Genomic DNA, 25,862 nt, shown 5'->3' with positions numbered 1-25,862 from the left:
TAGCGCTTGATGGATAAGCGCTAGAGGCCTAAAACATCTAAATATTTTCACTCACGAGGTTCTGCGGGCTGCTTGCATGTGCTCAGGCTGCAGGTTCGTCTGGGCGACCTTGTATCTGGTGGTTGCGACGCCAGGCTTTTTCCACCTCAACCACTACCAGCACCACCAGCGCCGCCGCAATACAAATGCCCAGTTCGCCCAGACTCAGCGGCGCGGTTTTGAAGATGGGGTTGAGCCAGGGTACATAAATGGTGGCCATCTGCAGTCCAAACGTCAGCGCCACGGCGCCCAGCAACGGGCGATTGCTCAGCAGGCCCAGGCGCCAGATGGACTCCGATTCAGAGCGGATGGCGAGCACGTGTGCCATCTGCGCCAGCGTGAGCACGGTGAACACCATGGTCTGCCAGTGCGCGTGGCCGGTGTGTATTGCCCAGGCCTGCACGCCCAGGCACAGCCCGCCAATGAGCAGGCCCACGCCCAGAATGTGCTGCCACATGCCGTGGGCAAACAGGCTCTCGGTGGGCGCGCGGGGCGGGCGCTGCATGATGCCGCGCTCGGCCGGTTCGGCCGCCAGCGCCAGTCCAGGCAGGCCGTCGGTCACCAGGTTGACCCACAGGATGTGGATGGGCAGCAGCGGGATGGGCAGCAGCAGCAGCGGGGCCAGAAAGATCGTCCAGACCTCGCCCGAGTTACCCGTCATCGCATAGCGCACAAACTTGCGGATGTTGTCGTAAATGCGGCGGCCTTCGCGCACGGCGGCGACGATGGTGGCGAAGTTGTCGTCCAGCAGCACCAGGCTGGATGCCTCGCGCGCCACGTCGGTGCCGCCCTTGCCCATGGCAATTCCGATGTCGGCGCGCTTCAGGGCCGGGGCATCGTTCACGCCGTCGCCTGTCATGGCCACAAAGTGGCCTTGGGCCTGCAGCGCTTCGACGATGCGGATCTTCTGCGCCGGGTCCACACGGGCGTAGACCTGCACGTGCTCCACACGGGCGCGCAAGCTGGCGTCGTCCAGGGTGGCCAAGTCGGCACCGGTCAGCACGGGAGCCTCGGCGCTCGCCACGATGCCCAGGCGGTGCGCAATGGCGCGTGCGGTGGCGGGATGGTCGCCGGTGATCATCACCGGCGTGATGCCCGCGCTGATGCAGTCGCGCACAGCCGCCTGGGCCTCGGCGCGGGGTGGGTCGATGAGGGCGATCAGGCCCAGCAGCTCCAGCTGGTTTTCTACCGCGTCGATGTGGTTGGTGTCGGGCAGGCGCGTGTGGCTGCGGCGGGCCAGGGCCAGCACGCGCAGGCCCTGCGCGGCGAGCGTGTTGGCGATGGCCAGCACGGCGGTGGGGTCGAGCGTTGTCGTGCCTTCAGGGCTCCAGGTGCCAGTGCAGCGGGAAAGCACGGATTCCGGCGCGCCCTTGGTGTAGGCCACAAAGCCGTGGGCATCGCGGTGAAACGTGGTCATGCGCTTGCGGTCGGAGTCAAAGGGCTGCTCTTGCACACGGGGCTGGGTGGTGTCCAGCTGGGCCTTGTCCAGACCGCCCGCGTGCGCGGCCAGTACCAGCGCGGTTTCGGTGGGGTCGCCCTGCCAGTGGGTGCCGGGTTGTCCGCCATCGTCTTTGGCCTGGAGCGTAGCGTCATTGCACAGCGCGGCGGCGCGCAGGGCCTCGGCGTGGGTGGGGCCGGGCAGGGGGTCGCCGGGCACCCAGCGCACGCCGTGGGCGATCAGCAGCTCGGCGTGCATGCGGTTTTGGGTGAGGGTGCCGGTCTTGTCCGAACAGATGGTGGTGACCGAGCCCAGCGTTTCGACCGACGGCAATCTGCGCACCAGCGCGTTCACCGCCACCATGCGGCGTGCGCCCAGGGCCAGCAACACGGTCACCACGGCAGGCAGCGCCTCGGGGATGGCGGCCACGGCCAGGCTGATGGCGGTCAGAGCCATCAGCAACGGGGGTTCGCCGCGCAACACGCCCACCCCAAAAATCACGACACAGATGCCCAGCACCGCAATGGCCAGGCGCTTGCCGAATGCGGCCAGGCGCAACTGCAGCGGGGTGCTGCGGTCAGTGGTGTCCAGCAGCGATGCCACCTTGCCCAGTTGGGTGTGCATGCCGGTGGCCACCACCAGCCCACGCGCCCGGCCGTGGGTGGCCGTGGTGCCCTTGAAGGCCATGTTGGTCTGGTCGCCCAAAGCGCCCACGTCGGGGGCGGCCAGTGCCCCGGTCTGTTTGGCCACCGTGACGGATTCGCCGGTGAGAGCAGATTCATCCACCTGCAGTTGTGCAATCTCGATCAGCCGCAGGTCGGCCGGGATCTGGTTGCCTGCCTCCAGCAGCACGATGTCGCCCGGCACGAGCACGCTGGTGGGTACCACCTGCACCGTGCCGTTGCGCAGCACGGTGGCGTGCGCCGCTGCGAGCTGCCGCAGCGCGGCCATGGCCTGGTCGGCGCGCCAGGCCTGCACAAAACCGATCACCGCGTTGAGCACCACGATGACCAGGATCACCAGCGTGTCGGTCAGCTCACCCACCAGACCCGAGATGACGGCCGCGCCCAGCAGCACCAGCACCATGAAATCTTGGAACTGCTCGGCCAGCAGATGCACCCAGGTGCGGCCCTGCGTCGCTACCAGCTCGTTGGCGCCGTGGGTGGCACTGCGGCGCAGGGCTTCGTCGGCATGCAGACCCGCATCGGGGTCGACGCCGTGGGCCTGTGCGACCGCATCAGTGGGGTGCAGGTGGGGGGAGTTGGCAGGGGACATGCGGCAATCCGGTGGGCGGCGGCCGCATGCGGGGCCGTCAGGAGGCGCTGTGCGGCCGGGCTTTGTAGAAGGTGAGGGGTGTTTCCTTGGCCTGGTTCAGCACCTGGCGCTTGATCTTGCCCACCACATGCATTTCACAGGGCTTGCAATCAAAGCGCAAGGTCAGCTTCTCCTTGCCATTGATCAACATCAAGGGTTCGGCTTTGATCGTGCCCTGCACGCCCGTCACGCCCTTAGCCTGTTTGGGGCACAGGCTCATCGAAAAGCGCACACAGTGTTTGGTGATCATGAGGCTGACTTCGCCTTCTTCCTCGTGCGCCTCATAGGCTGCATCGATCACCTTCACGCCGTGGCGCACATAAAAGTCGTGCGCCTTGTGGTTGAACACGTTGCCCAGAAAGCTCAGCGTGTCGTCGGGGTAGGGCGCGGGCGGTTCGACGGGAGTGGCGCGCTGCAGGCGCTCGAAGTTGCGCGCGCGGTTCGCTTCCAAGTCGGCCAGCGCGTCGCGGCGCAGCGCGTTGAGCACGGAGGCGGGCACAAACCAGGGCTCGGACAGCAACAGTGCAATGTCGTGCACCGCAAAGATGCTGGTGCCAAAGCGGCCCAATTGCTCGCGCAGGCTGGCCTCGGCCTTGGCGGTGTCGGTGGCTGCCTGGTGGGTGTGCTGCACGTCGGCGCAGCCCACATTGCCGTCTTCGTCCGTCAGCATCAGGCTGAAGCCAGTAGGCGTCTCGCTCAGGTGCACCCACAGGCCGATGCGGCGGTCGCTGGATTTTTTCTCCAGCGTGCGCACCCAGTCCATGTCGCGGTTGCGGTTGACTTCGGTGCCCTTGCGCAGGTCCTTGAAACCCTCCATCGGGTCTTTGGGGTACACGCGCCACTGACCCACGCTGCGGGACGAAACCGGCTCGGCCACGTTGATGGCCATGCCGATCAGCTCCTTGTGCAAGTCGTAGTAGCACAGGCCGTCGCCGTTGTGCAGCACGGTGGCGGGGTCGCTCACTTCCAGCTCCACAAAGTCAGGGCCCACCTTGGTCACCCAGCCGATGGCCTGGCCGGGGTTCTTGGGGCTGTCAAAGGCGCCGATGTCTTCCTTACGACCGGTCACGAAGTAGTCGGTGAACTCGCGGTTGAAGTTCTGCAACGGGTCGGGCGTGAAGGTGAAGGTGGTGGCGCCGCTGGACGAGCGCGACAGCGGCCGGCCCGCGCTCTCGCGCTCTTCCAGGATCTCGTCGATGAGCGTGCGGTAGTGGGCGGTGATGTTCTTCACGTAGCCCATGTCCTTGTAGCGCCCCTCGATCTTGAAGCTGCGCACGCCGGCGTCGATGAGCGCGCGCAGGTTGTCGCTCTGGTTGTTGTCCTTCATGGAGAGCACATGCTTGTCGTGTGCAATGAAGCGGCCCTGCGCATCGGTGACCTGGTAGGGCAGGCGGCAGGCCTGGCTGCAGTCGCCGCGGTTGGCGCTGCGGCCTGTCTGCGCATGGCTGATGTTGCACTGGCCGCTGTAGGCTACACACAGTGCGCCGTGGATGAAGAACTCGATGTTGGCGCGGCCCGGCGCATCCACCGGCCCCAGCGCCTTGTGCACGGCGGCGATCTGCTGGACCGTCAGCTCGCGCGCCAGCACGATCTGCGACAGGCCCGCGTCCTGCAGAAAGCGCGCTTTCTCGGGTGTGCGGATGTCGGTCTGTGTGCTGGCGTGCAGTTGGATGGGCGGCAGATCGATTTCGAGCAGGCCCATGTCCTGGATGATGAGGGCGTCGGCTCCGGCCTTGTACACCTGCCAGGCCATCTGGCGCGCGGCCTCCAGCTCGTCGTCGCGCAGGATGGTGTTCAGGGTAATGAAGATGCGGCTGTTGAAGCGGTGCGCGTGTTTCACCAGGCGCTCGATGTCCCGGATGTCGTTGCCCGCGCTGGCGCGTGCGCCAAACGCGGGGCCGCCGATGTAGACGGCGTCTGCGCCGTGGTTGATCGCTTCGATGCCAATGTCGGCGTCGCGCGCGGGCGAGAGCAGTTCGAGCTGGTGGGGCAAGAGAGACATGGGGCGTGATTATTCCAGCGCGCCCCGCAGCATGGAGTGCGGATTAAAAGTTTCAGAGCACCCCAAGTTCCATTAGCCACTTTAATGACTCGGCAAATTGCTAAGTTTGCATAGCAGTTTGCGGAATGGAACGGCTTTGGTGGCTAGGATGCGAGCCTCGCAATGCCCCAAGTTGGTGCGTTGTGGATTTGCTTTCACCGAATCTGGAGACTTTTACCGTGCTGCGTCCTTCTTCGACATTTCGTTTTTCGTTGTCTACCGCTGCTGTATTGGCGGCCTGCTCGCTGGCCGCTGCCAGCGCCACCGCCCAGGACGTGCAAACCGTCAAGATCGCCCACGCGGGCCCTGTGTCCGGCGGCATCGCCCACATCGGCAAGGACACCGAAAACGGCGTGCGCCTGGCGATTGACGACCTCAACGCCCAGAACCTCGTCATCGGCGGCAAGAAGATCAAGTTCGAAATTGCGGCCGAAGACGACGCAGGCGACCCGCGCCAGGCCACAGCCGTGGCGCAAAAGCTGTGCGACCAGAAGGTGGCAGGCGTGGTGGGGCACCTGCAGTCGGGCACGTCGATCCCGGCATCGGCCGTTTACGCCAAGTGCGATCTGCCGCACATCACGGCGTCGGCCTCCAACCCTGATCTGACCAAGCCCGGCCACAAGACCACCTTTCGCCTGATTGCCAACGACAACGCGCTGGGCGCGGCGCTGGCGCTGTTTGGCGCCGACCACCTCAAACTCAAGAGCGTGGCCATCATTGATGACCGCACGGCCTATGGCCAGGGCGTGGCCTCGGTGTTCAAGGCCACGGCGCAACAAAAGGGCTTGAAAGTGGTGGCGGAGGAGTTCACCAACGACAAGGCCACCGACTTTATGGCCATCCTCACGTCCATCAAGAACAAGAAGCCTGACGCGATCTTCTACGGCGGCCTGGATGCCCAGGCCGGCCCCATGCTGCGCCAGATGGAACAGCTGGGCTTGGGCAACGTGAAGTATTTCGGCGGCGACGCGCTGTGCACCGAAAAGCTGCCCGAGTTGTCGGGCAAGACACCGGCCCTGAAGAACGTGACCTGCGCCACGGGCGGCGCGTCGGTCGACAAGATGCAGGGCGGCGCTGACTGGAAGAAGCGCTACGACGCCAAGTTTCCGGGCCAGTTCCAGATCTACAGCCCGTATGCCTATGACGCGGCGATGGTGTTGGCCGACGCGATGAAGCGCGCCAATTCAGTAGACCCCAAAGTGTTTGGCCCCTTGATCGCCAAGACCGAATACAAGGGCGTGACGGCCAACATTGCCTTCACCGCCAAGGGTGAGCTGACGACACCCGCTGTGACGCTGTACACCTTCAAGGACGGCAGCCGCGTGGCGTTGAACTGACGCTGTCTCTGCTGCGTTGCTTCCGACGGCCGCCTGGGGCGGCCGTTTTCATTGATACAGTCAGCCCGTAGCAAATGGGCCGTGGCGCCCGGCAAGGAGCAAAAACATGCGTGCAATGTTTGGTTTGGTCGGGCTGGTGGTGGCGCTGGCTGTGGTGGGCGTGCTGGTGAAAAAACAGATGTCTGCCACGCGCACTGCGGTGCCCGCACTGCAGACAGCCCCGGGCGCTGCCGCTCCCGCATCCGCACCCACTGGATCGGTCCGTGACCAGAGCCAACAGGTGCAGCAGCAGGTCAAGCAGCAGATGGACGCCTTGATGCAGCAGGCCCGCCCCATGCCGGATGAAGGCAAATAAATATTGGTCAAATTGGCCTCTGGCGCTTATCCATAAAGCGCTACCAGCTATCAATTGAGTAGTAATGACCGCTGACGACGATACGCACTGGATGCGCCTGGCCCTGGCCGAGGCGCAAGCTGCCGCCAGCGCTGGCGAGGTGCCCGTGGGCGCCATCGTGGTCAAGGACGGCCAGATCATCGCCACGGGCCGCAACGCCCCGGTCGAAGGCCACGACCCCACGGCCCATGCCGAGATCGTGGCCCTGCGCGCGGCATCGCAGCGGTTGGGCAACTACCGTCTGGACGGCTGCAGCCTGTACGTCACGCTGGAACCCTGCGCCATGTGCAGCGGCGCCATGCTGCATGCGCGGTTGGCGCGTGTGGTGTACGGCGCGGCAGAGCCCAAAACGGGTGCGGCGGGTTCGGTGCTTAACCTGTTTGGGCATGCCGAACTGAACCACCAGACGGAGGTGTTGGGTGGGGTGCTGGCGGAAGAATGTGGCGCCCTGCTGAGCGATTTTTTTCGCCAGCGCCGTCACCAACAGCGCGCCGAGGCCCTGGCCCGCCACCCTTTGCGCGACGACGCCTTGCGCTCGCCCGATGCGGCGTTTGCCACGTTGCCCGGCTACCCGTGGGCGCCCCACTACATCAGCGACTTGCCCGCCCTGGCGGGCTTGCGCTTACACACCCTCGACGAAGGCCCCCGGAATGCTTCACGCACCTGGCTGTGCCTGCACGGCAATCCTGCCTGGAGCTATCTGTACCGGCGCATGCTGCCCCCATTTTTGGCAGCGGGCGATCGCGTGGTGGCGCCCGACCTGATCGGCTTTGGCAAAAGCGACAAGCCCAAGAAAGAGGGCGTGCACCAGTTTGACTGGCACCGGCAGACGCTGCTGGAGTTGATCGACCGGCTGGATCTGCGCAACACCGTGTTGGTGGTGCAGGACTGGGGCGGGATTCTGGGCTTGACCCTGCCCATGGCGATGCCAGAGCGTTTTGACGGCTTGCTGGTGATGAACACGTTGCTGACGACAGGCGATGCGCCGTTGCCCGCCGGGTTTGTCGATTGGCGTGCGATGTGCCGCGACAAGCCGCTGTTTGGAGTAGGGCGCCTGCTGGCGCGCGGCAACCCGCACCTGACCGAAGCCGAGTGCGCGGCCTACGACGCGCCTTTTCCTGATCGCGGCTACCGTGCCGCCCTGCGGGCGTTTCCCGAACGCGTGCCAGCCGCCACGGATGACCCCGGCGCCGCCTTGTCGCGTGAGGCCCGCCATTTCTGGCAGCACCAGTGGCAGGGCCGCAGCCTGATGGTGGTGGGCGCGCAAGACCCCGTGCTGGGCCTGCCTACGATGCGGGCGCTGCAGCAGGTGATCCGCGGTTGTCCGGAGCCGGTGGTGCTGCCCCAGGCGGGCCACTTTGTGCAGGAGCACGGCGAGGCCATTGCCGCACAGGCTGTGGAATACTTCGCGCACTGACATCCGGCCGGGTGCTTTCGCATCCAGCGCCGGTCATCCCCCTGTTTATGGAGCAGGCCCCCGGCGGGCCTGAGCGCTTTGCACGACCACCATCACGACCATTCCCAGTGCGACCACGACCATGGTCCCAAACACATCTATATCTATTCGCCCTCCAGCGCCGTACGCGACAAGGCGGCCTTCAAGCGCGGCATTGCCCGGCTCAAGGCGCAGGGCCATGAGGTGGAGGTGGACGAGGATGCGCTGGCCACGCACACCCGCTTTGCGGGCGATGACGCCACCCGCCTTGCCGCCATTCACCGCGCTGCGGCCAGCGGCGCCGACGTGGCGTTGATCTCGCGCGGGGGCTATGGCCTGTCACGCATCCTGCCGGGCATCCGCTACAAGGCGGTGGCCAAGGCGATTGAAAAGGGCATGCACTTTGTGGGCGTGAGCGACTTCACCGCCTTTCAGCTGGCCGTGATGGCCAAGACCGGTGCCACCACTTGGGCGGGTCCGTCGCTCGGGGCGGACTTTGGTGTGAAGGGCGAACCCGACGACATCATGGAAGCGTGTTTTGACGACCTGCTGACCGGCCACGGCGAAGGCACCGGCTGGCGCATGAACAAGGAGCAGCCCAACGCGGCCACGGGCAAGCCCGCCGTGCCCAATGTCTATGTGAAAAGCGCCACGCTGTGGGGTGGCAACCTGGCGGTGCTGGCATCGCTGGTGGGCACGCCGTATTTGCCCCAGATCAAGGCAGGCGTGCTGTTCATCGAAGACGTGCACGAACACCCTTACCGCATCGAACGCATGCTCACCCAATTGCTGCATGCAGGCGTGCTGGCCCAGCAGAAGGCAGTGGTGCTGGGGCAGTTCACCAACTACATGCTGGCGCCGCATGACAAGGGCTACAAACTGCAGTCGGTGGTGGACTGGCTGCGCACCCAGATCAAGGCGCCGGTGCTGACCAACCTGCCGTTCGGGCATGTCGAGACCAAGGTGTTGTTGCCCGTGGGCGCCACGGTGTCATTGTCTGTAGAGGAGCGCGATGCGCTGATCTACTGGGGTCACCAGCACTGACCGACTGAGGGGAGTGACCGAAGTGCCGCGCACGCGTCAGAGGTGCACGTGCTGCATCAGCGGCGCGCGCAGCGAGAGCGGCAGTTGGCCCTGAAACAACGGGGTGACATGGTCCAGAACCCTTTGCGCATCGGCCTGGCCCCGCAGGGGAATCAGCGTGTTGAACAGGTCAGTGCGCAGGTACCACAAGGCTTCGATGTCACCTGCATACCGCAGCCGCATGTTCATGCGGGCCACCTCGCACCCGGACACGCCTGCCAGACATTGCAGCATGACGCGGCGAATGTCCTCCAGCCCCTGGTCGCGCACCCACGCCGTCGAAGACGGTTTGTCACGGCCTAGCAGGTCGTGCAGGCTGTTGCGGATGTTGGGCTTGTTCCAGCGCATGGAGTGGTGCAATGCTGAATTTGTAACAGGGTCGGCCAAGTTAAGCGGGAGCGAGCATTGGCACAAGAGGCGTGCTCCTGAATTTGCATAAAGACAACACGCAAAAGCCGTTTGTTGCCAAGTTTTACTGGTTTAGCGGCAGAGATCGAGTAGACGAACGGCATTTCTTTGCCAAACATCCGCAAAGAATTGTTGACGCTTTAGAACGTGCGTCTCCATTCGGCTTGCACTAAACTCGTTCGCATGTTGTTACCCACAGGCCTCCGTTCATGAGTGTGTTGTCAACGGTGGTTTTTGCGGACATATCGGGCAGCACCTCGTTGTACGAAACGCTGGGCAACGAGCGCGCCACCGAGGCCGTGACCCAAGTCACCCAGTGGATCAGCGATTCCGTCGAGTCTCATGGCGGGCGCGTGGTCAAGAAGCTGGGGGATGGCGTGCTGGGCATTTTTGGCGATGCCTCCAGCGCTGTAACGGCCATGACGGCCATGCTCCGGCAGCACCAGGCCCGGCTGGATCGGTGGCCCCAGCCGCTGCGCATGGACATTCGGGTGGGTGTCGCCAGCGGCGATGTGGTGGACGTGGACGGCGATTGTTATGGCGATGCCGTCAACGTAGCGTCCCGCCTGTGCGAGCGTGCAGGCCCCGCCGAAATCTGGGCCACCGAGACCGCCGTGCTGCTGGCAGGCGCCGCACCCGATGTCTGGTACCGCAAGCTCGGCATGATGGAAATTCGGGGCAAAACCGAGCTGCTGATGCTGTACCAGGTGGAGTGGCGCGAGAACGAAGCACCCGACTCCCTCACGATGCAGGCGGGCCTGATCAGCAGTTTTGCGCCAGCAGATCCCATCCTGGGGCAGATCCAGTTTTCATGGCATGGCGTGGACATGTCGTTCACCTCGTCCGATGCCCCCGTCCATGTGGGCCGGGCCACCGACGCAGAGCTGTGCATCAACGATCCCCGGGTGTCGCGCCTGCATGCGCGCATCGACTGGCGCAACAGCGGTTTTGTGCTGACCGACATGAGCAGCTTTGGCACCTGGGTGCGTTTTGATGGCAGCGATTCACCGGTGCGGCTGCGTCGGGACGCCTGCATTTTGCACGGCACGGGCCAGATTGCGCTGGGCGTTTCGTTCAAAGAACCCAGCGCGCCCGTGATGAACTTTCATGTGGCGGGTAGCCGCGTACACCTGGGCTGAGGCCTTGCGCTGAGCGTAGGCGCTGTGCGCTGCGTGTAGTAACGCCGGGGGGGGCGGCTCGTCACCCTTGGCCTTATTGCGCCGCAACCCGGCCCGGGCCTTGGAACCAACAACACAACAACACAACAGGAGACACACAACATGGCGTGGATGAAGCGGACAGCCGTTGGGCTGGTGGTGGCGGTGCTGCTGGCGGGCACGGGCGCTGCGGTGTACGTGCAGCGCAGCTTTGCGGTGGTGGACGGCAAGCTCAGTGTGGCGGGCTTGCGCGATGTGGTGCGTGTGCAGCGCGACGGCGCGGACGTGACCCACATCCGCGCCCAAACCCCGCAAGACGTCTGGTTTGCCATGGGGTTTGTGCATGCGCAGGAGCGTACCTGGCAGCTGGAGTTCAACCGCCGTGTGATGCACGGACAGTTGTCCGAGGTGTTTGGCGAGGCCACGGTCGAGACCGACAAACTCATGCGCTCGCTGGACATCATGGGCACGGCGCGCCGCCAATACGCAGGCCTGCCGCTGTATGCCAAAGAAGCCTTGCAGGCGTATAGCCAGGGCATTCATGCTTTTCACAAAGACCGCCCGCAGGCGCTGTCGCCCGAGTTCCATGTGCTGGGCGTCAAGCCCGGTGGCGACGCGGGTGCGGTCTGGGAGCCCGAAGACATCGTGGGTTGGGCGCTGATGATGGCGCTGGATTTGGGTGGCAACTGGGGCAACGAGTTTGCGCGCTTGTCGGTTGCGAAGACCCTGGACACCGACCGCCTGTGGCAGCTGATGCCGCCGTACCCTGGCGAGCCGCCTGCGGCATCGGCGGATCTGGCTGCGCTGTACCGCCAGTTAGGGGTGTACCGCGCCAATGGATCGGGAGCGTCTGCTGGTGCCCCGGGGGGCGTGGACCCGGTAGCGCAGACCTCGCCAGATGCTGCGCACCGCGACGGGCCTTTGTCCCGGCAGATCAGCGCGGGCATGCTCGCCTGGTCCGATGAACTCACCCGCAACGCGGGCACCAACGACGGCAAGGGCAGCAACAACTGGGTGCTGGCGGGCACCCGCACGGTCAGCGGCAAGCCGCTGCTGGCCAACGACCCGCACCTGGGCCTGTCTGCGCCTGCCATCTGGTACTTTGCCGGCATGCAGTCGCCCGCGGGCAAGGCGTCTGACGGAACACCCATTGGTGCCATCGACGCGGTGGGCGCCACCTTGCCCGGCCTGCCGTTTGTGGTGCTGGGGCGCACCGACCGCGTGGCCTGGGGCTTTACCAACACCGGCCCCGATGTACAGGACTTGTACCTGGAGCAGATCAACCCCACCGATGCCTCGCAGTACCGCACGCATGAAGGCTGGGCCCCGTTCACGGTGCGCACCGAGACCATTCGTGTCAAAGGCGCTGCGGATGTGGTGCTGCAGGCGCGCAGCACCCGGCATGGACCGGTGCTGAGCGACGCGCAAAAGGTACATGCCGATGTGCTGGACCTGGGCAAATACGTGCTGGCGCTGCGCTGGAGCGCGCTGGACGCCGACAACCAGACGGTGCTGGCCGGGCTGCAAACCAACCAGGCCAAGACAGTGGACGAGCTGTTCCAGGCGCTGTCGCACTACCACTCGCCCATGCAAAGCGTGGTGGCGGCCGACGACCAGGGCAACATCCGCTTCAAGGCCGTGGGCCGTGTGCCGCTGCGGGATGCCGCCAACGACATCCGCGGTGTGGCGCCGTCACCCGGCTGGGAGGCGCGTTACGACTGGAAGGGCTGGTTGCCATACGACCAGACTCCTGAGGACAACGGCGCCAAGGGCTGGGTGGCCACCGCCAACCAACGCATCACGGCGCCCGATTTCGCGCACTACCTCACGCAGGACTGGGCGCTGCCCTACCGCTATGAGCGCATTGCTCAACTGATTGAAGCGACCGAAAAGCACGACGCCCAGAGCATGCAGGCCATCCACAGCGACGTGACGTCGCTCGCCACGCGCCGCCTGTTGCCGCATCTGCTGCAGGCGCAATCCACACATCCACTCGCCGCGGCTGCACAGGCGCAGCTCAAGGGATTTGACGGCGTGATGGACGCGAACACCGCCGCGCCGCTGGTGTTTGCGGCATGGACGGATGAACTGGCCCGCGGCCTGATCATTCCGCGCATCGGCGAAGAGCGGTTTACGGCGACCTACGGCAAACGCGACTACCGCGCCGGCATCGAAGGCATGCTGGAGCGCAACGACACTTGGTGGTGCCAGGCAACCACCTGCGCCGACCAATCCGCCGCAGCCCTGGGCCGCGCGCTGGACCGCCTGCAGGCCGCTTACGGTGCGGACCCGGCCCAATGGCGTTGGGGCGCGGCCCACCCGGCGCTCAGCGCACACCGTCCGTTTGGCAATGTGGCCGCGCTGGCCCGGTTCTTTGATGTGAGCGTGCCATCGCATGGCGACTCTTACACCGTCAATGTGGGTCAGTACAACGCAGGTGAGGCCAAGGGCCCCTTTGTGAACCGGCACGCGGCATCGCTGCGCGCGGTGTACGACCTGGCGGACCTGGAGCAGTCACGTTTTATCTACCAGACCGGGCAAAGCGGCTTGGTGTTTTCCCCCCGCTACCGCGACATGAGCACCACTTGGGCCCAGACCGGCTACCGCGCCCTTCAGCGCCAGCCCGCCCGCTGGGCGCATGAGCTGACGCTGGCACCCGCAACCCCCTGAACCCTGAGAAACCGTGATGACGATGCAATTTGTCCCCTTGTTTGAAGTGACACGCGGTGACTTGGTGGAGTGCCAGCACTGGGGTGCGGTGGCCGTGGCCAACCGGGATGGCAAGGTGCTGGCCCGGGTCGGCGACCCGTACACGGTCACCTTCACGCGCTCCACCATCAAGGCTTTTCAGGCGCTGCCGTTCATGCAGTCGGGTGGTGCCAGCGCGTTGGGATGGGGCGCGGCCGACCTGGCGTTGCTATGCGCCAGTCACAACGGCGAGCCCATGCATGTAGAACAGGTGGATCGCATGCTGGGCAGCGTGGACCTGACGTACAAAGCCTTGCGCTGCGGTTGCCATGTGCCCATGTTTGCGGCCATGGGCTTGCCGGGGCTGGAGCTTCCCGCGGGGTTTGTGGCGGACGAGCGCCACAACAACTGCAGTGGCAAACACGCAGGTTTTGCAGCGTATTGCGTGCTGCAGGGGCTGCCGCAGGATGACCACCTGGCGCCCGACCATCCGCTGCAGGTGGCCATCCGTGACCGCGTGGCCCAGGCTGTGGGGATGTCGCCGCAGGATTTGGCGGCGGGCACCGATGGGTGTTCCGCGCCCAACTACGCCATGCCGCTGGCCCATCTGGCGCGGGGTTATGCGCGCCTGGCCGGTGGCGCGCCCGACACCGATCTGGACGAGAGCCTGACCCAGTTGGCCGACGCGATGGTGTCCCGCCCGGAGCTGGGCTCGGGCACAGGTCGGCACGACCAGGATTTCATGCGCGTCGGTCGGGGCGACTGGGTGTCCAAAACTGGCGCCGATGGCGTGCAGGTGGTGGGCAGCCGCAGCCGCGGCGAGGCGTTTGCGCTCAAGATCATGGACGGCAATATGGTGGCGCAGGTGGCCGCGGCGGTCGAGGTGATGGACCAGCTGGGCTGGCTGGACGGCGCCCAGCGCGAGGCCTTGGCACGCCGCAGGGCGCCTGACATAGTCAACGCGCGCGGCCTACGGGTGGGCGGGCGGCGGGCGGTGTTTACGCTGCAGCGTGCAGGGGTGTGAGGTCGGGTACCGATTGCGCGCACCTGCGTGCACCTGGGCTCACGACACAGGCAATTCACAATCTCCGCGATGGATGTCGGTAAAATATAAGCAAAAAGTGCCTCTGGCGCTTTACTGGTAAGCGCTAGCAGCTATAAATACAGTAGCAAATGGCTCTGTATCAGGCAACACATACACCACGCCCGGGGCCTTGCCCAACAGCGGGGCGATGAGCTGGTTGTAGAACGCTTCGGGCGCGTTCACGCAGCCGTAGCTGATGCGCTTGTCGCGGGCGCCCGGGCTGGCCAATCGCTGCAGCCTGCGCTCTGAAGCGCTCACGCTGCGCACCCGGTGCAGCGATACCGCGGAGTCGTAGTCAATCCACACAATGTCATCCCCGCGCAAGTTGCGGCCGGGTTCGGTCACAAAACGACCCGCGGGCGTGGTGCGCTCTTCTGGCCGGATTTGCGACAGGGGCCGGGTGCCAATGTCGGGCGCCGACCGGTCGCCAAGGGCCGCGCCCAGCAACACCGGCGCGCTGCCCAGCCATTGCCCGCGCGCCGAAAACACGTGGATGCGTGCCGCGGGTTTGTCGATGACGGCAAACGGCATGCCCCGGTGGTCTGCGGTGTCTATGGCCCAGCGCACCAGTTTTTGGGTGTTGGTCGATGCCTCGGCGGGTGGCCAGGTATCGGTTGCAACAGCCCCGGTCCCAGGGCTTGCATGGGCAGCGGGTGTGAACAAGGCACTGCACACAGTGGCTGCAGCACCTGCCATCAGGCGGCGGCGCAACGGGTTGAACTGCGTGGATGAGGGGGAGGGGCGGAGGGTGCGGGTCACGGTGTGAGTGGGGAGATCGGCAGGTGGAGCCATCGTACCGGTTTGCGGTGGCGGCCAATGCCCCCAATAATGCCCATACCCGCGACTACGGCGGAGCCCTGTGCTCCGAACCCGCCATGTTTGATCGCCTCCGCAAAGCCCTCCACCCCTCGGGCGGTTCGTCTGCCGCCAAGCCGGTCTCCAACCAGGAGGTGGCGCGCTGGGCCGCGGCGCAGCAGCTTGCCATCGTGGTGCAGGCCACCGAAGGACATTTTGATCTGGGCGGCGAACTGAGCGGCCATGCATGGCGGCTGGAATCTGGAACCGCCACACGCGACTATGTGCGAGGCTTTGAGCTGCGCGGCCGCGCCGACATGGGCGCCGACCCCGACGCGGCGGTGATGGTGCTTAATCGCCCCTTGCAGGAGGCCCTGGAGGGCAACGCCTACAACGCCATCACCGACACGCTGCAGACCACGGTCGACGCCAGCCTGCCCGAAGAAATGCGCTGGCTCGCCATGTATGAGGAAGTGACCTGGCCTGAACTGCCCACATCCTTTCGGCGCCACTTTGCCGTGGTGGCCGAGCGCATCGAACCCGCGCAGCGGTGGATCCACGCACCCGTGGTGTCGCAGCTACTCAACATTGTGGAAGGTGAGGGCGGTGCCGCGCGGGCCGAATCACCCCTGCTGTTGATGCTGGCGCGGGGCAAGGTCTACCTGCGCATGGAACACACGCGGCGCAGCCTGCCAGAGATCGCCCAGGCTACGCAGCTGCTGCTGGCTGCGGCGCAAGGCGCCTTGCAGAACCTCCCCCCGCCGCAGCTGTCGCGGGGGCCGGATTCGGCCTGAGCTAAGAGCCTGTGGGCCTTGCAACTGGCGCGCGTAACGCCAGTGCCACCGTGGAACTGGCTCGGCCAGGCCACTGGTGGCGTCCCCCTCAGGGGGAAGGCGCGTAGCGCCTCAGGGGGAGCTATTAACTACCACGCGTGATCGGCACGCCCGCATCGCGGCCGTAGGTGCCGTACTTGCCCAGCTCCCACTTGGCAATCGCATTGCGGTGCACTTCGTCCGGGCCGTCTGCAAAGCGCAGCGTGCGTGCATTGGCATAGGCCGATGCGAGCGGGAAGTCGTCGCACATGCCGCCGCCGCCATGCACCTGCATGGCCCAGTCAATCACCTGGCAGGCCATGCTCGGGGCCACCACCTTGATCATGGCGATTTCGGTCTTGGCGACCTTGTTACCCGCCACGTCCATCAGCCACGCGGCCTTCAGGGTCAGCAGGCGGGCCATGTCGATCTTGCAGCGCGCTTCGGCAATGCGTTCTTGCGTCACGGTCTGCTGGGCCACACTTTTGCCGAAGGCGATGCGCGAACTGGCGCGCTTGCACATCAGTTCCAGCGCGCGTTCGGCCAGGCCGATCAGTCGCATGCAGTGGTGAATGCGGCCAGGGCCAAGGCGGCCTTGGGCGATTTCGAACCCGCGGCCTTCGCCCAGCAGAATGTTGGTGACCGGCACGCGCACGTTCTCAAACGTCATTTCCACGTGGCCGTGGGGCGCGTCGTCGTAGCCCAGCACATTGAGCGGACGGATGATGGTGATGCCCTTGGCGTCAGCCGGTACCAGCACCATGCTTTGCTGCGAATGGCGGGGCGCGTCGGGGTCGGTTTTGCCCATGGTGATGAACACGGAGCAGCGCGGGTCGGCCGCGCCGGAGATCCACCATTTGCGGCCGTTGATGACATAGTCGTCACCATCGCGTTCGATGCGGGTTTCGATGTTGGTGGCGTCGCTGGAGGCCACGTCGGGTTCGGTCATCGCAAAGGCCGAGCGGATCTTGCCTTCGAGCAGGGGCTTGAGCCAGCGAGCCTTGTTGGCATCGTCACCATAGCGGGCGATGGTTTCCATGTTGCCGGTGTCGGGCGCGGAGCAGTTGAACACCTCGCTGGACCATGGCACACGGCCCATGATTTCAGCCAGCGGTGCGTATTCCTGGTTGGTCAGGCCTGCGCCGTCGTAACCCGAGGCCGCAGCGCTGTCGACGGGCAAGAACAGGTTCCACAAGCCCGCAGCTTGCGCCTTGGGTTTCAGATTTTCAATGGTGTTGAGCGCCGTCCAGCGTTTGCCCGCCACCGTATTGGCCGCCAACTCGTTTTTGTACGAAACCTCGCTGGGGTAGATGTGGTCGTCCATGAACTGAAGCAGCTTGGCCTGCAGTTCCTTGGTCTTGGGGGAGTAATCAAAGTCCATGGGGGTCTCCGTCTAAAAATCAGGGGTGTCGTTGTGCGGGGCGCAGCTTCAGCCGCGTTGCGCGAACGACCAGGCCAGTTGCGCCATGGGCCGCGCGGTGTCGCCGGAGGCCTTGGCCTGTGCGCTGGAGGCCGTGCCTGCCTCCACGCGTTTGGCAATGCCTTGCAGAATGGCCGCGATGCGGAACATGTTGTAGGCCAGGTAAAAGTTCCAGTCCGCACGCAGTGCCTCGGGCGTGGTGATGCCGGTGCGTTCGCAGTAGGCGCGGATATAGCTGTCTTCGTCCGGGATGCCCAACGCCACCAGGTCCTGGCCCGCAATGCCGCGGCCCATCGCTGCGGGGATGTGCCAGCTCATGCAGTGGTAGCTGAAGTCGGCCAAGGGGTGACCCAGCGTGGACAGTTCCCAGTCCAGCACGGCGATAACGCGCGGCTCGGTGGGGTGGAACATGAGGTTGTCCAGCCGGTAATCACCGTGCACGATGGACACATGGCCTTCGTCGCGCGCGCTGGCGGGCATGTGGGCGGGTAACCACTCCATGAGCCGGTCCATCTCGTCGATGGGCTGCGTGACCGACGCTATGTATTGCTTGCTCCAGCGGCCAATCTGGCGGTCGAAGTAGTTGCCGGGTTTGCCATAGCTGGCAAGACCCCGGTCTGCAAATTTGACGGTATGCAACGCGGCAATCACGCGGTTCATCTCGTTGTAGATGGCGCCGCGCTCGGATGGCGACATGCCCGGCAGAGACTGGTCCCACAACACGCGGCCCTGCATGCATTCCATGATGTAGAAGGCGCGGCCAATGACAGATTCGTCCTCGCACAGCACGTGCATGCGGGGTACGGGCACGTCGGTGCCATACAGACCACTCATCACTGCAAACTCGCGCTCGATCGCGTGGGCCGAGTGCAAGAGCTTGGCGACCGGCCCGGGTTTGGACCGCATGACATAGCTCATCGACGGAGTGATGAGCTTGTACGTGGGGTTGGACTGCCCCCCTTTGAACATTTCTACCGTCAGTGGCCCGACAAACCCTTGCATGTTCTGCGCGAGCCAGGCGGTCAGCGCATCGATGTCAAAAGCATGCTGATCGGAAACAGGTCGGGTGCCTACGAAGTGGTCGAAATTGCTCATGGAGGGGTGCAGGTGTTTCAGTTGTCGGTTTCAGCAATGCGCATGAGGGCGTCGCGGTCTCGCACCACCAGGCCGCCCGGTTCGATGCGGATGGCGTCCTCGCGCTCCATGGCCTTGAGTTCCTGGTTCACCCGCTGGCGCGATGCGCCCAGCAGTTGCGCCAGCTCTTCTTGCGCCAGTTGCAGTCCGATGCGCATCTCGCTTCCATCCGACAGGCTGGGTATGCCGTAGCTGCGCACCAGGTGCACCAGTTGCTTGGCCAGCCGCGCCCGCAAGGGCAGGGTGTTGAGGTCTTCCACCAAGCCGTACAGCTGGCGAATGCGCCGCGCATGCAGCCGCAGCATGGCTTCGTAGAACTCCACGTGCGCGGCAAGAATTTTCTTGAAATCCGCTTTGGCCACACACAGGATGGTGGTGTCGCCATGCGCATAAGCGTCGTGCGTGCGCCGGTCCCCATCGAAGATCGCCACATCGCCGAACCAGATGCCGGGCTCCACATACGTCAGCGTGATCTGCTTGCCCGAGATGGACGTGGAGCTCACCCGCACTGCGCCCCGGGCGCACGCAATCCACTCCTCGGGCGGATCGCCGCGTGCGGCGATGAGGCCGCCGTCCTTGTAGCGTTTGACGTATGCACATCGGAGGATGTCGTGGCGTAGTGAAGGTGAGAGTGATGAAAACCAGCGACCTGAGTTGATCGCTTCACGTTCTTCGATAGTAAGAATCGGGTCGTCCATGGCCTGTCTTTTGGGTGACTAGTAACAGGCCCATTGTCACGTCAGGGACCGCGATTCAGCCTCAGGGTTGTCACCTGCGTGTCTGCGCGTTGTCCATGCAAAAGGCCCTGGGCGCTGTGGGCAGCGCGCAGGGCCTTGAATGTGGGGCGATGTGAGGTGCTCGATATCACCTCGGGGCGGGCTACTCGTAGCGGGGTACGCGCTTGTCGAGAAAGGCGGATATGCCCGCGCCGCCGTTGGCGTGGTGCAGGTTCTTCACGAAGTGATTGCGCTCCTGCCCCAGGTGCTGCGTGAGGCTGTTGTGCGGGGCCTCTGCCAGCAATTCCTTGATGCTTGCCAGGGCGTTTGGTGCGCGCGCATTGAGCTGCTCGGCCAAGGCCAGTGCGGCTTCCAGGGCTTGGCCCGAATCGGCCAGGCGGTTGACCACCCCCATTGCGTGCAGGCGCTCTGCCCCTATGCGGTCACCACACATGAGGATCTCGGTGGCCAACTGGCGGGGCAGGGCATGCGCCAGGCTCCAGCTGGCGCCGCCGTCAGGCGACAGTGCCACGTTGCTGTAGGCCATCACAAACACCGCGTTGCGTGCCGACACGATGAAGTCGCAGGACAGCGCCAGCGAGAAGCCTGCGCCTGCGGCTGCGCCTTCTACCGCCGCAATCACGGGTTTGGGGTAGGTGCGGATGGTTTCGATCCAGTTGTGCAGCCCTTCGATGCTTTGGGCCTGCACCTCTGGCGCCTCCTGGCGGTTGGCCAGCAGGCGCTGCAGGTTGCCACCCGAGCAGAACATCCCGTCGGCACCGGTGATGATCACGCTGCGAATGTCTGCGCTGCTTTCGGCCCCACCCAAGGCCTCCACGCCCGCCGCATACATCGCTGGATCAATCGCGTTGCGCCGCTCCGGGTTGCGGAGGGTCAGGATCAGGGTCTGGCCCTGGCTGGTGCTGAGGAGTTCTGCGGGCATCTTGTCTCCGGGTAAAGGGTTCAGACGGCTGTTGTCGGGTTTTTACGGGGCTACGCATCGTCCGCAGCGTATCGAACAGGGCGCAGCCCAAGCCAAGGCAGCCGTGCAAGGGCCGCCAAGCTGCGCAGCCGCGTTTCACTTGCGTGCACTGGCTGCGTCCCTCTTCCCGAATTGCGCAGCAATTCGAGAGAAGGGGGAAGGCGCGAAGCGACTCAGGGGGATGTGCCGAATCAATCAGTCTTCTTCGACGTGCGTGAGGCTCAGGCCGATGGCACCGCGGCGGCGCAACCAGGGGCTGGGGCGGTAGCGCGTGTCGCCATAGACGGTCTGCATGTTGAACAGCACTTCGAGGATGTTGGTCGGGCCCCACCGGTCGCCCATGGCCAGTGGGCCCAGGGGATAGCCCAGGCCCAGCGTGACCGCTGTTTCCAGATCGCGCGGGCTGCAGATGCCTTGTTGGCAGATGTCGCTGGCAATGTTCACGATGGTGGCCACCACCCGTTGGGTGACAAACCCGCCGCTGTCGCGGATCACGCTCACGGGTTTGCCATCGCGCGCAAACAGGGCATGTGCCGCGTTGCGGATGTCCACCCGCGTGGCGGGGTTGGTGGCCAGCACGCGGCGCTTGGTGGCCGCGTCGTCAATCAGCATGTCGATGCCGATGGTGCGGGCGGGGTCCAGCCGTTCGACGACGGCCACGGTGGTGATATCGAAACCAAGCGGCGCCACCAGGGTCAGCGCATGGGGCGACGGCGACTGCCCGGTCTCTACGGTGGCGCCCAGGTCCTTGAGCAATTGGTACAGCTCGGCGCGCCGTGCGGCGCGGGGAGAGACCCACACCGGAGGGATGTTCTCCACCACAGGCACGGGAGCTTCGGGGGGCACCTGCGCCACACCTTCGGCGTAGCGGTAAAAGCCTTCGCCCACCTTTTTGCCCAACACGCCACCTGCCAGGCGCTGCGCGGTGATCACGCTGGGCCGAAAACGGGGTTCGTCGTAATACTGGCGGTAGATGGCCTCCATCACGGGGTGTGATACGTCCAGGGCGGTCAGGTCCATCAGCTCAAAGGGGCCCAGTTTGAAGCCCACCTGGTCGCGCAGGATGCGGTCGATGGTGGCAAAGTCGGCCACACCTTCGCCCACGATGCGCAGGGCCTCGGTGCCAAAGCCACGGCCCGCGTGGTTGACGATGAACCCGGGGGTGTCTTGCGCCTGCACCGGGGTGTGCCCCATTTGTCGGGTGTAGGCGGCCAGATCGGCACAGATGGCGGGGTTGGTTTTGAGGCCAGCGATCACCTCCACCACCTTCATCAGAGGCACCGGATTGAAGAAGTGAAATCCGGCCAGGCGATCAGGGTGCTTGAGCGCTGCACCGATTGCGGTGACGGAAAGCGACGAGGTATTGGTTGCGAGCACCGCTTCTCGGCGGACCACGGATTCGAGTTGCGAGAACAATGTCTGCTTGGCATCCAGACGCTCCACGATGGCCTCGATGACGAGATCGCAGTGGGCAAGGTCGTTCACCGTTTCCACAGGATGGAGGTTGGCCCCCCACGCGTTGGCCTGGGCTTCGTCAATGCGGCCTTTGGCGACCAGCTTGGCCCATTGCTCTTGCAGTGCAGATTGGGCGATGGCAGCGGCACCGGGGTTGGCGTCCAGCAGAAAAACCTGGCTTCCAGCCTGGGCTGCAATTTGTGCAATGCCCCGGCCCATGGCGCCTGTGCCCACGATGGCGATGTTGGGATACTGAATTTTCATAGCGTCATTATGGCTGTGGCCTTGGGCGGGACTTATGTGCAAGAATCTCCGCAACCAAAACCAGAACATATTGTGAATATCCGTAACACCATTTTTGGGACCGGTTTGTGGGTGGTTGCTACTGGAGCCTCTGCGCTGTCGCTGGGTGGTAGCAGGGGTGCGGTAGTGCTGGGCGCCCCCGTCGATCTGACCTTTGAGGTGCAGCCTGACACCGGATCGGATGTGGCTTCGTCGTGTGTTGTGGCTTCGCTGGTGTCGGGTGACACCCCCATTGGCGACAGCAGGGTGCGTGTAACACCCGTTCCCGAAATGCGCGGCCGGGCATCTGCGGTGCGGGTACAGGCTGCTGTGGCGGTCGATGAGCCGGTGCTCACCGTCACGCTGACGGCGGGCTGCACTGGCAAAACCACGCGGACCTATACCTTTCTCTCAGAGCTGCCTGCAGCGCTTGCGCGGTCTGCATCGCCAGTGGACGTGACGCGCCTGCCGCCGGCTGCCAACGGCGCGCTCGGCCCTGCGCTTGCGCCCCGGGTGACACAGTCGGACCCAGCGGGTGCGCCGGTGACGCCGCGATCGGCATCGGCCCCTTCCACGCCACCGCCTGCCCGGGTGCAACCACAGGCGCGTCCGCCTGTTCGCCCCTCTGCACGGCCCAGTGCTGCACCTAAACCAGCGGTCGCTGCGCCCCAGCCCGCTGTGCGCTCCCGCCTTGTGGTGGAACCTCTGGATACCTGGCTCGACAGCCCGGTGGCCTTGCGGTCCTCGCAGGAGCTGTTGGCCGCTCCGTCCGACCAACCCTCGGCGCAGCGCGACGAAGCGGCTGCGCTGTGGAAGTCACTCAACGCGCAGCCCCAGGATGTCCAACAGGACAGTGACCGCCTGAAGAAACTGGAAGCCGACGCAGCAACCTTGAAGGCGCAGGCCGATCGAGACCGTGCGGCCGCGGTGCAACTGCAGCAACAGCTGGCGCGTGCCGAGCAAGAGCGGTTCCCGGCCATGGTGGTCTATGTGCTGGGTGGTTTGCTTTTGCTGGCACTGTTGGTGGCGGCATGGACATGGGCTCGCCTGCGCAAAGCGTCCGAAAAAGCGGTGCAGGCATGGCGTGACTCTGTGGCGCTGGGGAACCGCGAGGCTGTGGCTGCCCATGACGCCGCCATGGGCCTGTCGCCCCATCCCGGCGACACGTGGATGTCGTCGGACGCGCAGCCCACACCCTCGGGGATGGTGCCGATTTCGGCGCCGGTGCCGGTGCACGAGCGTTTTGTGTCCACATCCCCTGCCGTCAGCGGGGCTGCGGCGTTGACACCCACGACCGTGTCCCCACCCGCCACCCCATTGGCACCGCCTCGGCCGCCCGCTGCCGTCCCGGTGTCGGCGTCGGCATCCGCGTCAGCTTCGGCTTTGCACATCGTCAATCCTGAGGAGCTGTTCGACGTTCAGCAGCAGGCGGAATTTTTTGTGTCCGTGGGGGAGCACCAGCAAGCCATTGAGGTGCTCAGAAAACACATCGCCCAGCACCGGGAGACCTCGCCCCTGGCGTACCTGGAGCTGTTGCGGCTGTATCACACCCTGAGCCGGGTGGACGAGTTCACGCAGTTGCGCAAGCAGTTCATGCTGTCTTTCAACGCCCAGGTGCCGGAGTTCACGGGTTTCCACCGCACGGGTCGCATGCTCTACCACTACACGGATTCGCTGGCAGACATCGAAGCCGAATGGACCTCGCCAAACGTGCTGTTGCTGCTGGAAAAGCTGCTGTTCCGGCGCACCGGCGCAGAAGCTGTAGAGCCGTTTGACATGGCGGCCTATGACGACCTGCTGCTGCTGCTGTCCATTGCGCAGACCACGCCCGCCAGCGCGCGCGGCGAGCCTGCGCCACGCAAACGCACCACGCCGCTGGCACCGCCGCGGACAGAAACACTCGTGGCAGAACCCACAGCGACGCCCTTGGTGGGCAGAAGAAAAGAGGATCTGCCGCTGGACTCCCTCGCCGCCAGCCTGGAGTTTGACTTTGACCTTGTCCCTGCGCAGGTGGCCGAGTCCATGAAGGGCACCACCGCGCCGGCAGTGCTGGACCCTCTCACCACGCGCGGCATGCCGCTGGACCTCGACCTGTCTGAGGCCGAGGCAACGCCCCACCTCACGCTCGGTGATCTGCCCGCGGTGCCCGTCACTTCTCCGCCCGCTGCGGGGCAGGCGGTGGGGTTTGGCATGGACAACGATCTGGTGGAGCTGCGTCTTGAGCTGGAACAGCGCAAGACGGAACCCAAGTAGCCATCGCGCTCGGACGTGACAATTTCGGGCTCCCTGGGTTACCCCAATCGCGCACCCGCGCTCAATCCGTTCTAGGCTCTTGCGTGGCGCGGCTTCTTGTTTAGCGCCCTGTTGCAGGCTCCATCTGGCGCATCAACTGCGCAGCCGAGGCTTCAGGGTCAGGCGCGTTGACCAAAGCGCGCACCACTGCGATCGACCCCACACCGGTCGCCAACACCTGTGCAAACTGTTCGCCCCCAATGCCGCCAATGGCAACTTGGGGGTAGTGACGCAGCAAACGCGCGTACACCCCCAGCCGGCCCACACCCTGCGGCGCGGTTGCCATCTTCTTGAGCGTGGTCGGGTACACGGCGCCCATGGCGATATAGCTCGGCCCCACGGCATCTGCGCGCACCATTTCGGCATACCCGTGGGTGCTGACACCCAGGCGCAGGCCCGATGAGCGCAGGATTTGAAGTTCATTCGCACTCAGCGCGTCCAGATCTTCCTGGCCGAGGTGGATGCCGTAGGCACCCGCGGCAATGGCTGCTTGCCAATGGTCATTGATGAACAACAGCGCGTCGGTGCCTTGCACCGCTTGCACGGCTTCGTTAATTTCCTGCTCGACGGCAGTTGCGTCGGTGGACTTGAAGCGCAGTTGCACCGTGGGGACACCCGCGCGGGCCATGCGGCCCACCCAGGCTGCATCCGGCAACACGGCGTACAGGCCCAGTTGCTGCGGGCACGGTGCAAAGGCCTGCGCACGTGGCACCGGTTGCAGGCCAAAGTCTTCGGGTTGATCAGGCCACTGCACTGATTCAAAGGTGCCGGTGCGCAGCGATTGCGCTTGCCAGGCCTGAGCCAGACACTCTGCGTCGTGCGCGATGAAGCCCAAGGTGCTGCAGGCCTTCAATGCGGCCAGGTAGACCGGTTCGTGGGATGTCGGGGCAGGGGCCTGCACTGCCCCAAAGCCCGCAAACGTGGCCGCATGGTGCGCAACCATGGCCTGCGCCATGGCGTCGCTGTCGTGGGTATCGTTGGTATCGTGGGTGTTATGCATTGGCGTGGTGCCAGAAAGGGGTGCCCAGCACGGGGGTGCTGGGCTGGGCTGCATCTTGTGCCGACATGGCGCCCGCGTGGCGGGCCGCCCGACCCGCGTTGACCGCATCGGCAAACGCACCAGCCATGGCGACAGGGTCTTGTGCCAGAGCCACGGCGGTGTTCAGCAGCACGCCGTCATAGCCCCATTCCATCACCTGGCACGCGTGGGATGGCAGGCCCAGGCCCGCATCCACCAGCATGGGCACATCCAGGCGCTCGCGCAGCATTTGCAAGGCATACGGGTTGACAGGGCCGCGGCCTGTGCCGATGGGGGCTGCCCAGGGCATCACGGCCTGGCAGCCCACGTCTACCAGGCGCTGGCATAGCACCAGGTCTTCGGTGCAGTAGGGCAGCACCTGAAAACCTTCCTTGATCAGGTGTTCCGCCGCGCCCACCAGGTTCAGGGTATCGGGCTGCAGGGTGTAGTCGTCACCAATCAGCTCCAGTTTGATCCAGGGCGTGTTGAACACCTCACGCGCCATCTGCGCGGTGGTGATGGCTTCCTGCACGCTGTG

20 protein-coding genes are annotated in these 25,862 nt (G+C 64.9%); 9 read left to right on the top strand and 11 right to left on the bottom strand.

Features of this window, described 5'->3' with window-relative positions; all coding sequences use genetic code 11:
* Positions 1-82: 82 nt before the first annotated feature.
* Both ACK41V_RS18280 and ACK41V_RS18275 read right to left on the bottom strand, forming a co-directional pair.
* Complete coding sequence (locus ACK41V_RS18280) at positions 83-2,752, bottom strand: cation-translocating P-type ATPase (RefSeq protein WP_409784364.1); 2,670 nt, start codon at positions 2,750-2,752, stop codon at positions 83-85.
* 37 nt (positions 2,753-2,789) lie between these two features.
* Entirely contained in the window at positions 2,790-4,793 is a 2,004-nt protein-coding gene (locus ACK41V_RS18275) for a peptidase U32 family protein (protein WP_409784362.1), read from the bottom strand.
* Positions 4,794-5,011: 218 nt separating this feature from the next.
* Between ACK41V_RS18275 and ACK41V_RS18270 the strand changes: the two genes are divergently transcribed.
* The 4 genes from ACK41V_RS18270 to ACK41V_RS18255 all read left to right on the top strand — a co-directional run bounded on the left by ACK41V_RS18270 (position 5,012) and on the right by ACK41V_RS18255 (position 9,042).
* A complete protein-coding gene (locus tag ACK41V_RS18270; protein WP_409784361.1) occupies positions 5,012-6,169 on the top strand; it encodes a branched-chain amino acid ABC transporter substrate-binding protein in 1,158 nt (385 codons plus the stop codon).
* 106 nt (positions 6,170-6,275) lie between these two features.
* Positions 6,276-6,524 (top strand): hypothetical protein, encoded by a 249-nt coding sequence (locus tag ACK41V_RS18265; RefSeq protein ID WP_409784359.1) that lies wholly within the window; start codon positions 6,276-6,278, stop codon positions 6,522-6,524.
* Between the two features lie 64 nt (positions 6,525-6,588).
* Positions 6,589-7,980 (top strand): tRNA adenosine(34) deaminase TadA, encoded by a 1,392-nt coding sequence (gene tadA, locus ACK41V_RS18260; RefSeq protein WP_409784357.1) that lies wholly within the window; start codon positions 6,589-6,591, stop codon positions 7,978-7,980.
* 78 nt (positions 7,981-8,058) lie between these two features.
* On the top strand, positions 8,059-9,042 hold the full coding sequence (locus ACK41V_RS18255; protein WP_409784355.1) for an LD-carboxypeptidase: 984 nt from the start codon (positions 8,059-8,061) through the stop codon (positions 9,040-9,042).
* Between the two features lie 36 nt (positions 9,043-9,078).
* Here ACK41V_RS18255 and ACK41V_RS18250 read toward each other — a convergent pair whose 3' ends face one another.
* On the bottom strand, positions 9,079-9,429 hold the full coding sequence (locus ACK41V_RS18250; RefSeq protein ID WP_409784353.1) for a hypothetical protein: 351 nt from the start codon (positions 9,427-9,429) through the stop codon (positions 9,079-9,081).
* A gap of 269 nt (positions 9,430-9,698) precedes the next feature.
* On the opposite strand from ACK41V_RS18250, the gene ACK41V_RS18245 reads away from it, so the two are divergent.
* From ACK41V_RS18245 to ACK41V_RS18235, 3 genes are all read left to right on the top strand, one after another.
* Positions 9,699-10,628 carry an FHA domain-containing protein gene (locus ACK41V_RS18245; protein WP_409784352.1) on the top strand — a complete coding sequence of 310 codons (930 nt, stop codon included), beginning with the start codon at positions 9,699-9,701 and terminating at the stop codon, positions 10,626-10,628.
* A 141-nt stretch (positions 10,629-10,769) separates the two neighbouring features.
* Complete coding sequence (locus tag ACK41V_RS18240; RefSeq protein WP_409784350.1) at positions 10,770-13,316, top strand: penicillin acylase family protein; 2,547 nt, start codon at positions 10,770-10,772, stop codon at positions 13,314-13,316.
* Positions 13,317-13,338: 22 nt separating this feature from the next.
* Positions 13,339-14,358, top strand: a complete 1,020-nt coding sequence (locus tag ACK41V_RS18235; protein WP_409784374.1) for an asparaginase — start codon at positions 13,339-13,341, stop codon at positions 14,356-14,358.
* Positions 14,359-14,469: 111 nt separating this feature from the next.
* Here ACK41V_RS18235 and ACK41V_RS18230 read toward each other — a convergent pair whose 3' ends face one another.
* Positions 14,470-15,114, bottom strand: coding sequence for a hypothetical protein (locus ACK41V_RS18230; protein WP_409784372.1), 645 nt, complete (start codon positions 15,112-15,114; stop codon positions 14,470-14,472).
* A gap of 86 nt (positions 15,115-15,200) precedes the next feature.
* Between ACK41V_RS18230 and ACK41V_RS18225 the strand changes: the two genes are divergently transcribed.
* A complete protein-coding gene (locus ACK41V_RS18225) occupies positions 15,201-16,007 on the top strand; it encodes a hypothetical protein (protein WP_409784348.1) in 807 nt (268 codons plus the stop codon).
* Positions 16,008-16,131: 124 nt separating this feature from the next.
* On the opposite strand, the gene ACK41V_RS18220 is transcribed toward ACK41V_RS18225, so the two are convergent.
* The 5 genes from ACK41V_RS18220 to ACK41V_RS18200 all read right to left on the bottom strand — a co-directional run bounded on the left by ACK41V_RS18220 (position 16,132) and on the right by ACK41V_RS18200 (position 21,996).
* Positions 16,132-17,406, bottom strand: coding sequence for an acyl-CoA dehydrogenase family protein (locus ACK41V_RS18220; RefSeq protein ID WP_409784347.1), 1,275 nt, complete (start codon positions 17,404-17,406; stop codon positions 16,132-16,134).
* Positions 17,407-17,454: 48 nt separating this feature from the next.
* Positions 17,455-18,540: a phosphotransferase gene (locus ACK41V_RS18215; RefSeq protein WP_409784346.1), complete on the bottom strand. Its 1,086-nt coding sequence runs from the start codon at positions 18,538-18,540 to the stop codon at positions 17,455-17,457.
* A gap of 17 nt (positions 18,541-18,557) precedes the next feature.
* Positions 18,558-19,277 (bottom strand): Crp/Fnr family transcriptional regulator, encoded by a 720-nt coding sequence (locus ACK41V_RS18210; RefSeq protein ID WP_409784344.1) that lies wholly within the window; start codon positions 19,275-19,277, stop codon positions 18,558-18,560.
* A 181-nt stretch (positions 19,278-19,458) separates the two neighbouring features.
* Positions 19,459-20,238: an oxepin-CoA hydrolase, alternative type gene (locus tag ACK41V_RS18205; protein WP_409784342.1), complete on the bottom strand. Its 780-nt coding sequence runs from the start codon at positions 20,236-20,238 to the stop codon at positions 19,459-19,461.
* Positions 20,239-20,472: 234 nt separating this feature from the next.
* Positions 20,473-21,996: a 3-hydroxyacyl-CoA dehydrogenase gene (locus ACK41V_RS18200; RefSeq protein WP_409784340.1), complete on the bottom strand. Its 1,524-nt coding sequence runs from the start codon at positions 21,994-21,996 to the stop codon at positions 20,473-20,475.
* A gap of 72 nt (positions 21,997-22,068) precedes the next feature.
* On the opposite strand from ACK41V_RS18200, the gene ACK41V_RS18195 reads away from it, so the two are divergent.
* On the top strand, positions 22,069-24,267 hold the full coding sequence (locus tag ACK41V_RS18195; protein ID WP_409784338.1) for a hypothetical protein: 2,199 nt from the start codon (positions 22,069-22,071) through the stop codon (positions 24,265-24,267).
* 100 nt (positions 24,268-24,367) lie between these two features.
* Here ACK41V_RS18195 and ACK41V_RS18190 read toward each other — a convergent pair whose 3' ends face one another.
* The gene (locus ACK41V_RS18190; RefSeq protein WP_409784337.1) at positions 24,368-25,306 is read right to left on the bottom strand and encodes a thiamine phosphate synthase; all 939 of its coding nucleotides are present in this window, start codon (positions 25,304-25,306) and stop codon (positions 24,368-24,370) included.
* A partial coding sequence (locus tag ACK41V_RS18185; protein ID WP_409784335.1) for a thiazole synthase occupies positions 25,299-25,862 on the bottom strand: 564 nt, incomplete at its 5' end. The genes ACK41V_RS18185 and ACK41V_RS18190, both read right to left, overlap by 8 nt.

It is taken from the genome of Acidovorax sp., from assembly GCF_046291265.1.
Classification (GTDB): Bacteria; Pseudomonadota; Gammaproteobacteria; order Burkholderiales; family Burkholderiaceae_C; genus Acidovorax.
The sequence above is the reverse complement of the archived record's forward strand: the minus strand, read 5'-3'. Positions and strand labels throughout refer to the sequence as shown.

Coding starts and splice junctions, on each gene's coding strand:
- tadA (WP_409784357.1), top strand. CDS start 6,589: ATGACCGCTGACGACGATACGCACTGGATGCGCCTGGCCCTGGCCGAG.
- ACK41V_RS18240 (WP_409784350.1), top strand. CDS start 10,770: ATGGCGTGGATGAAGCGGACAGCCGTTGGGCTGGTGGTGGCGGTGCTG.
- ACK41V_RS18215 (WP_409784346.1), bottom strand. CDS start 18,540: ATGAGCAATTTCGACCACTTCGTAGGCACCCGACCTGTTTCCGATCAG.
- ACK41V_RS18245 (WP_409784352.1), top strand. CDS start 9,699: ATGAGTGTGTTGTCAACGGTGGTTTTTGCGGACATATCGGGCAGCACC.
- ACK41V_RS18220 (WP_409784347.1), bottom strand. CDS start 17,406: ATGGACTTTGATTACTCCCCCAAGACCAAGGAACTGCAGGCCAAGCTG.
- ACK41V_RS18200 (WP_409784340.1), bottom strand. CDS start 21,996: ATGAAAATTCAGTATCCCAACATCGCCATCGTGGGCACAGGCGCCATG.
- ACK41V_RS18265 (WP_409784359.1), top strand. CDS start 6,276: ATGCGTGCAATGTTTGGTTTGGTCGGGCTGGTGGTGGCGCTGGCTGTG.
- ACK41V_RS18280 (WP_409784364.1), bottom strand. CDS start 2,752: ATGTCCCCTGCCAACTCCCCCCACCTGCACCCCACTGATGCGGTCGCA.
- ACK41V_RS18250 (WP_409784353.1), bottom strand. CDS start 9,429: ATGCGCTGGAACAAGCCCAACATCCGCAACAGCCTGCACGACCTGCTA.
- ACK41V_RS18230 (WP_409784372.1), bottom strand. CDS start 15,114: ATGGCAGGTGCTGCAGCCACTGTGTGCAGTGCCTTGTTCACACCCGCT.
- ACK41V_RS18210 (WP_409784344.1), bottom strand. CDS start 19,277: ATGGACGACCCGATTCTTACTATCGAAGAACGTGAAGCGATCAACTCA.
- ACK41V_RS18275 (WP_409784362.1), bottom strand. CDS start 4,793: ATGTCTCTCTTGCCCCACCAGCTCGAACTGCTCTCGCCCGCGCGCGAC.
- ACK41V_RS18205 (WP_409784342.1), bottom strand. CDS start 20,238: ATGCCCGCAGAACTCCTCAGCACCAGCCAGGGCCAGACCCTGATCCTG.
- ACK41V_RS18235 (WP_409784374.1), top strand. CDS start 13,339: ATGCAATTTGTCCCCTTGTTTGAAGTGACACGCGGTGACTTGGTGGAG.
- ACK41V_RS18190 (WP_409784337.1), bottom strand. CDS start 25,306: ATGCATAACACCCACGATACCAACGATACCCACGACAGCGACGCCATG.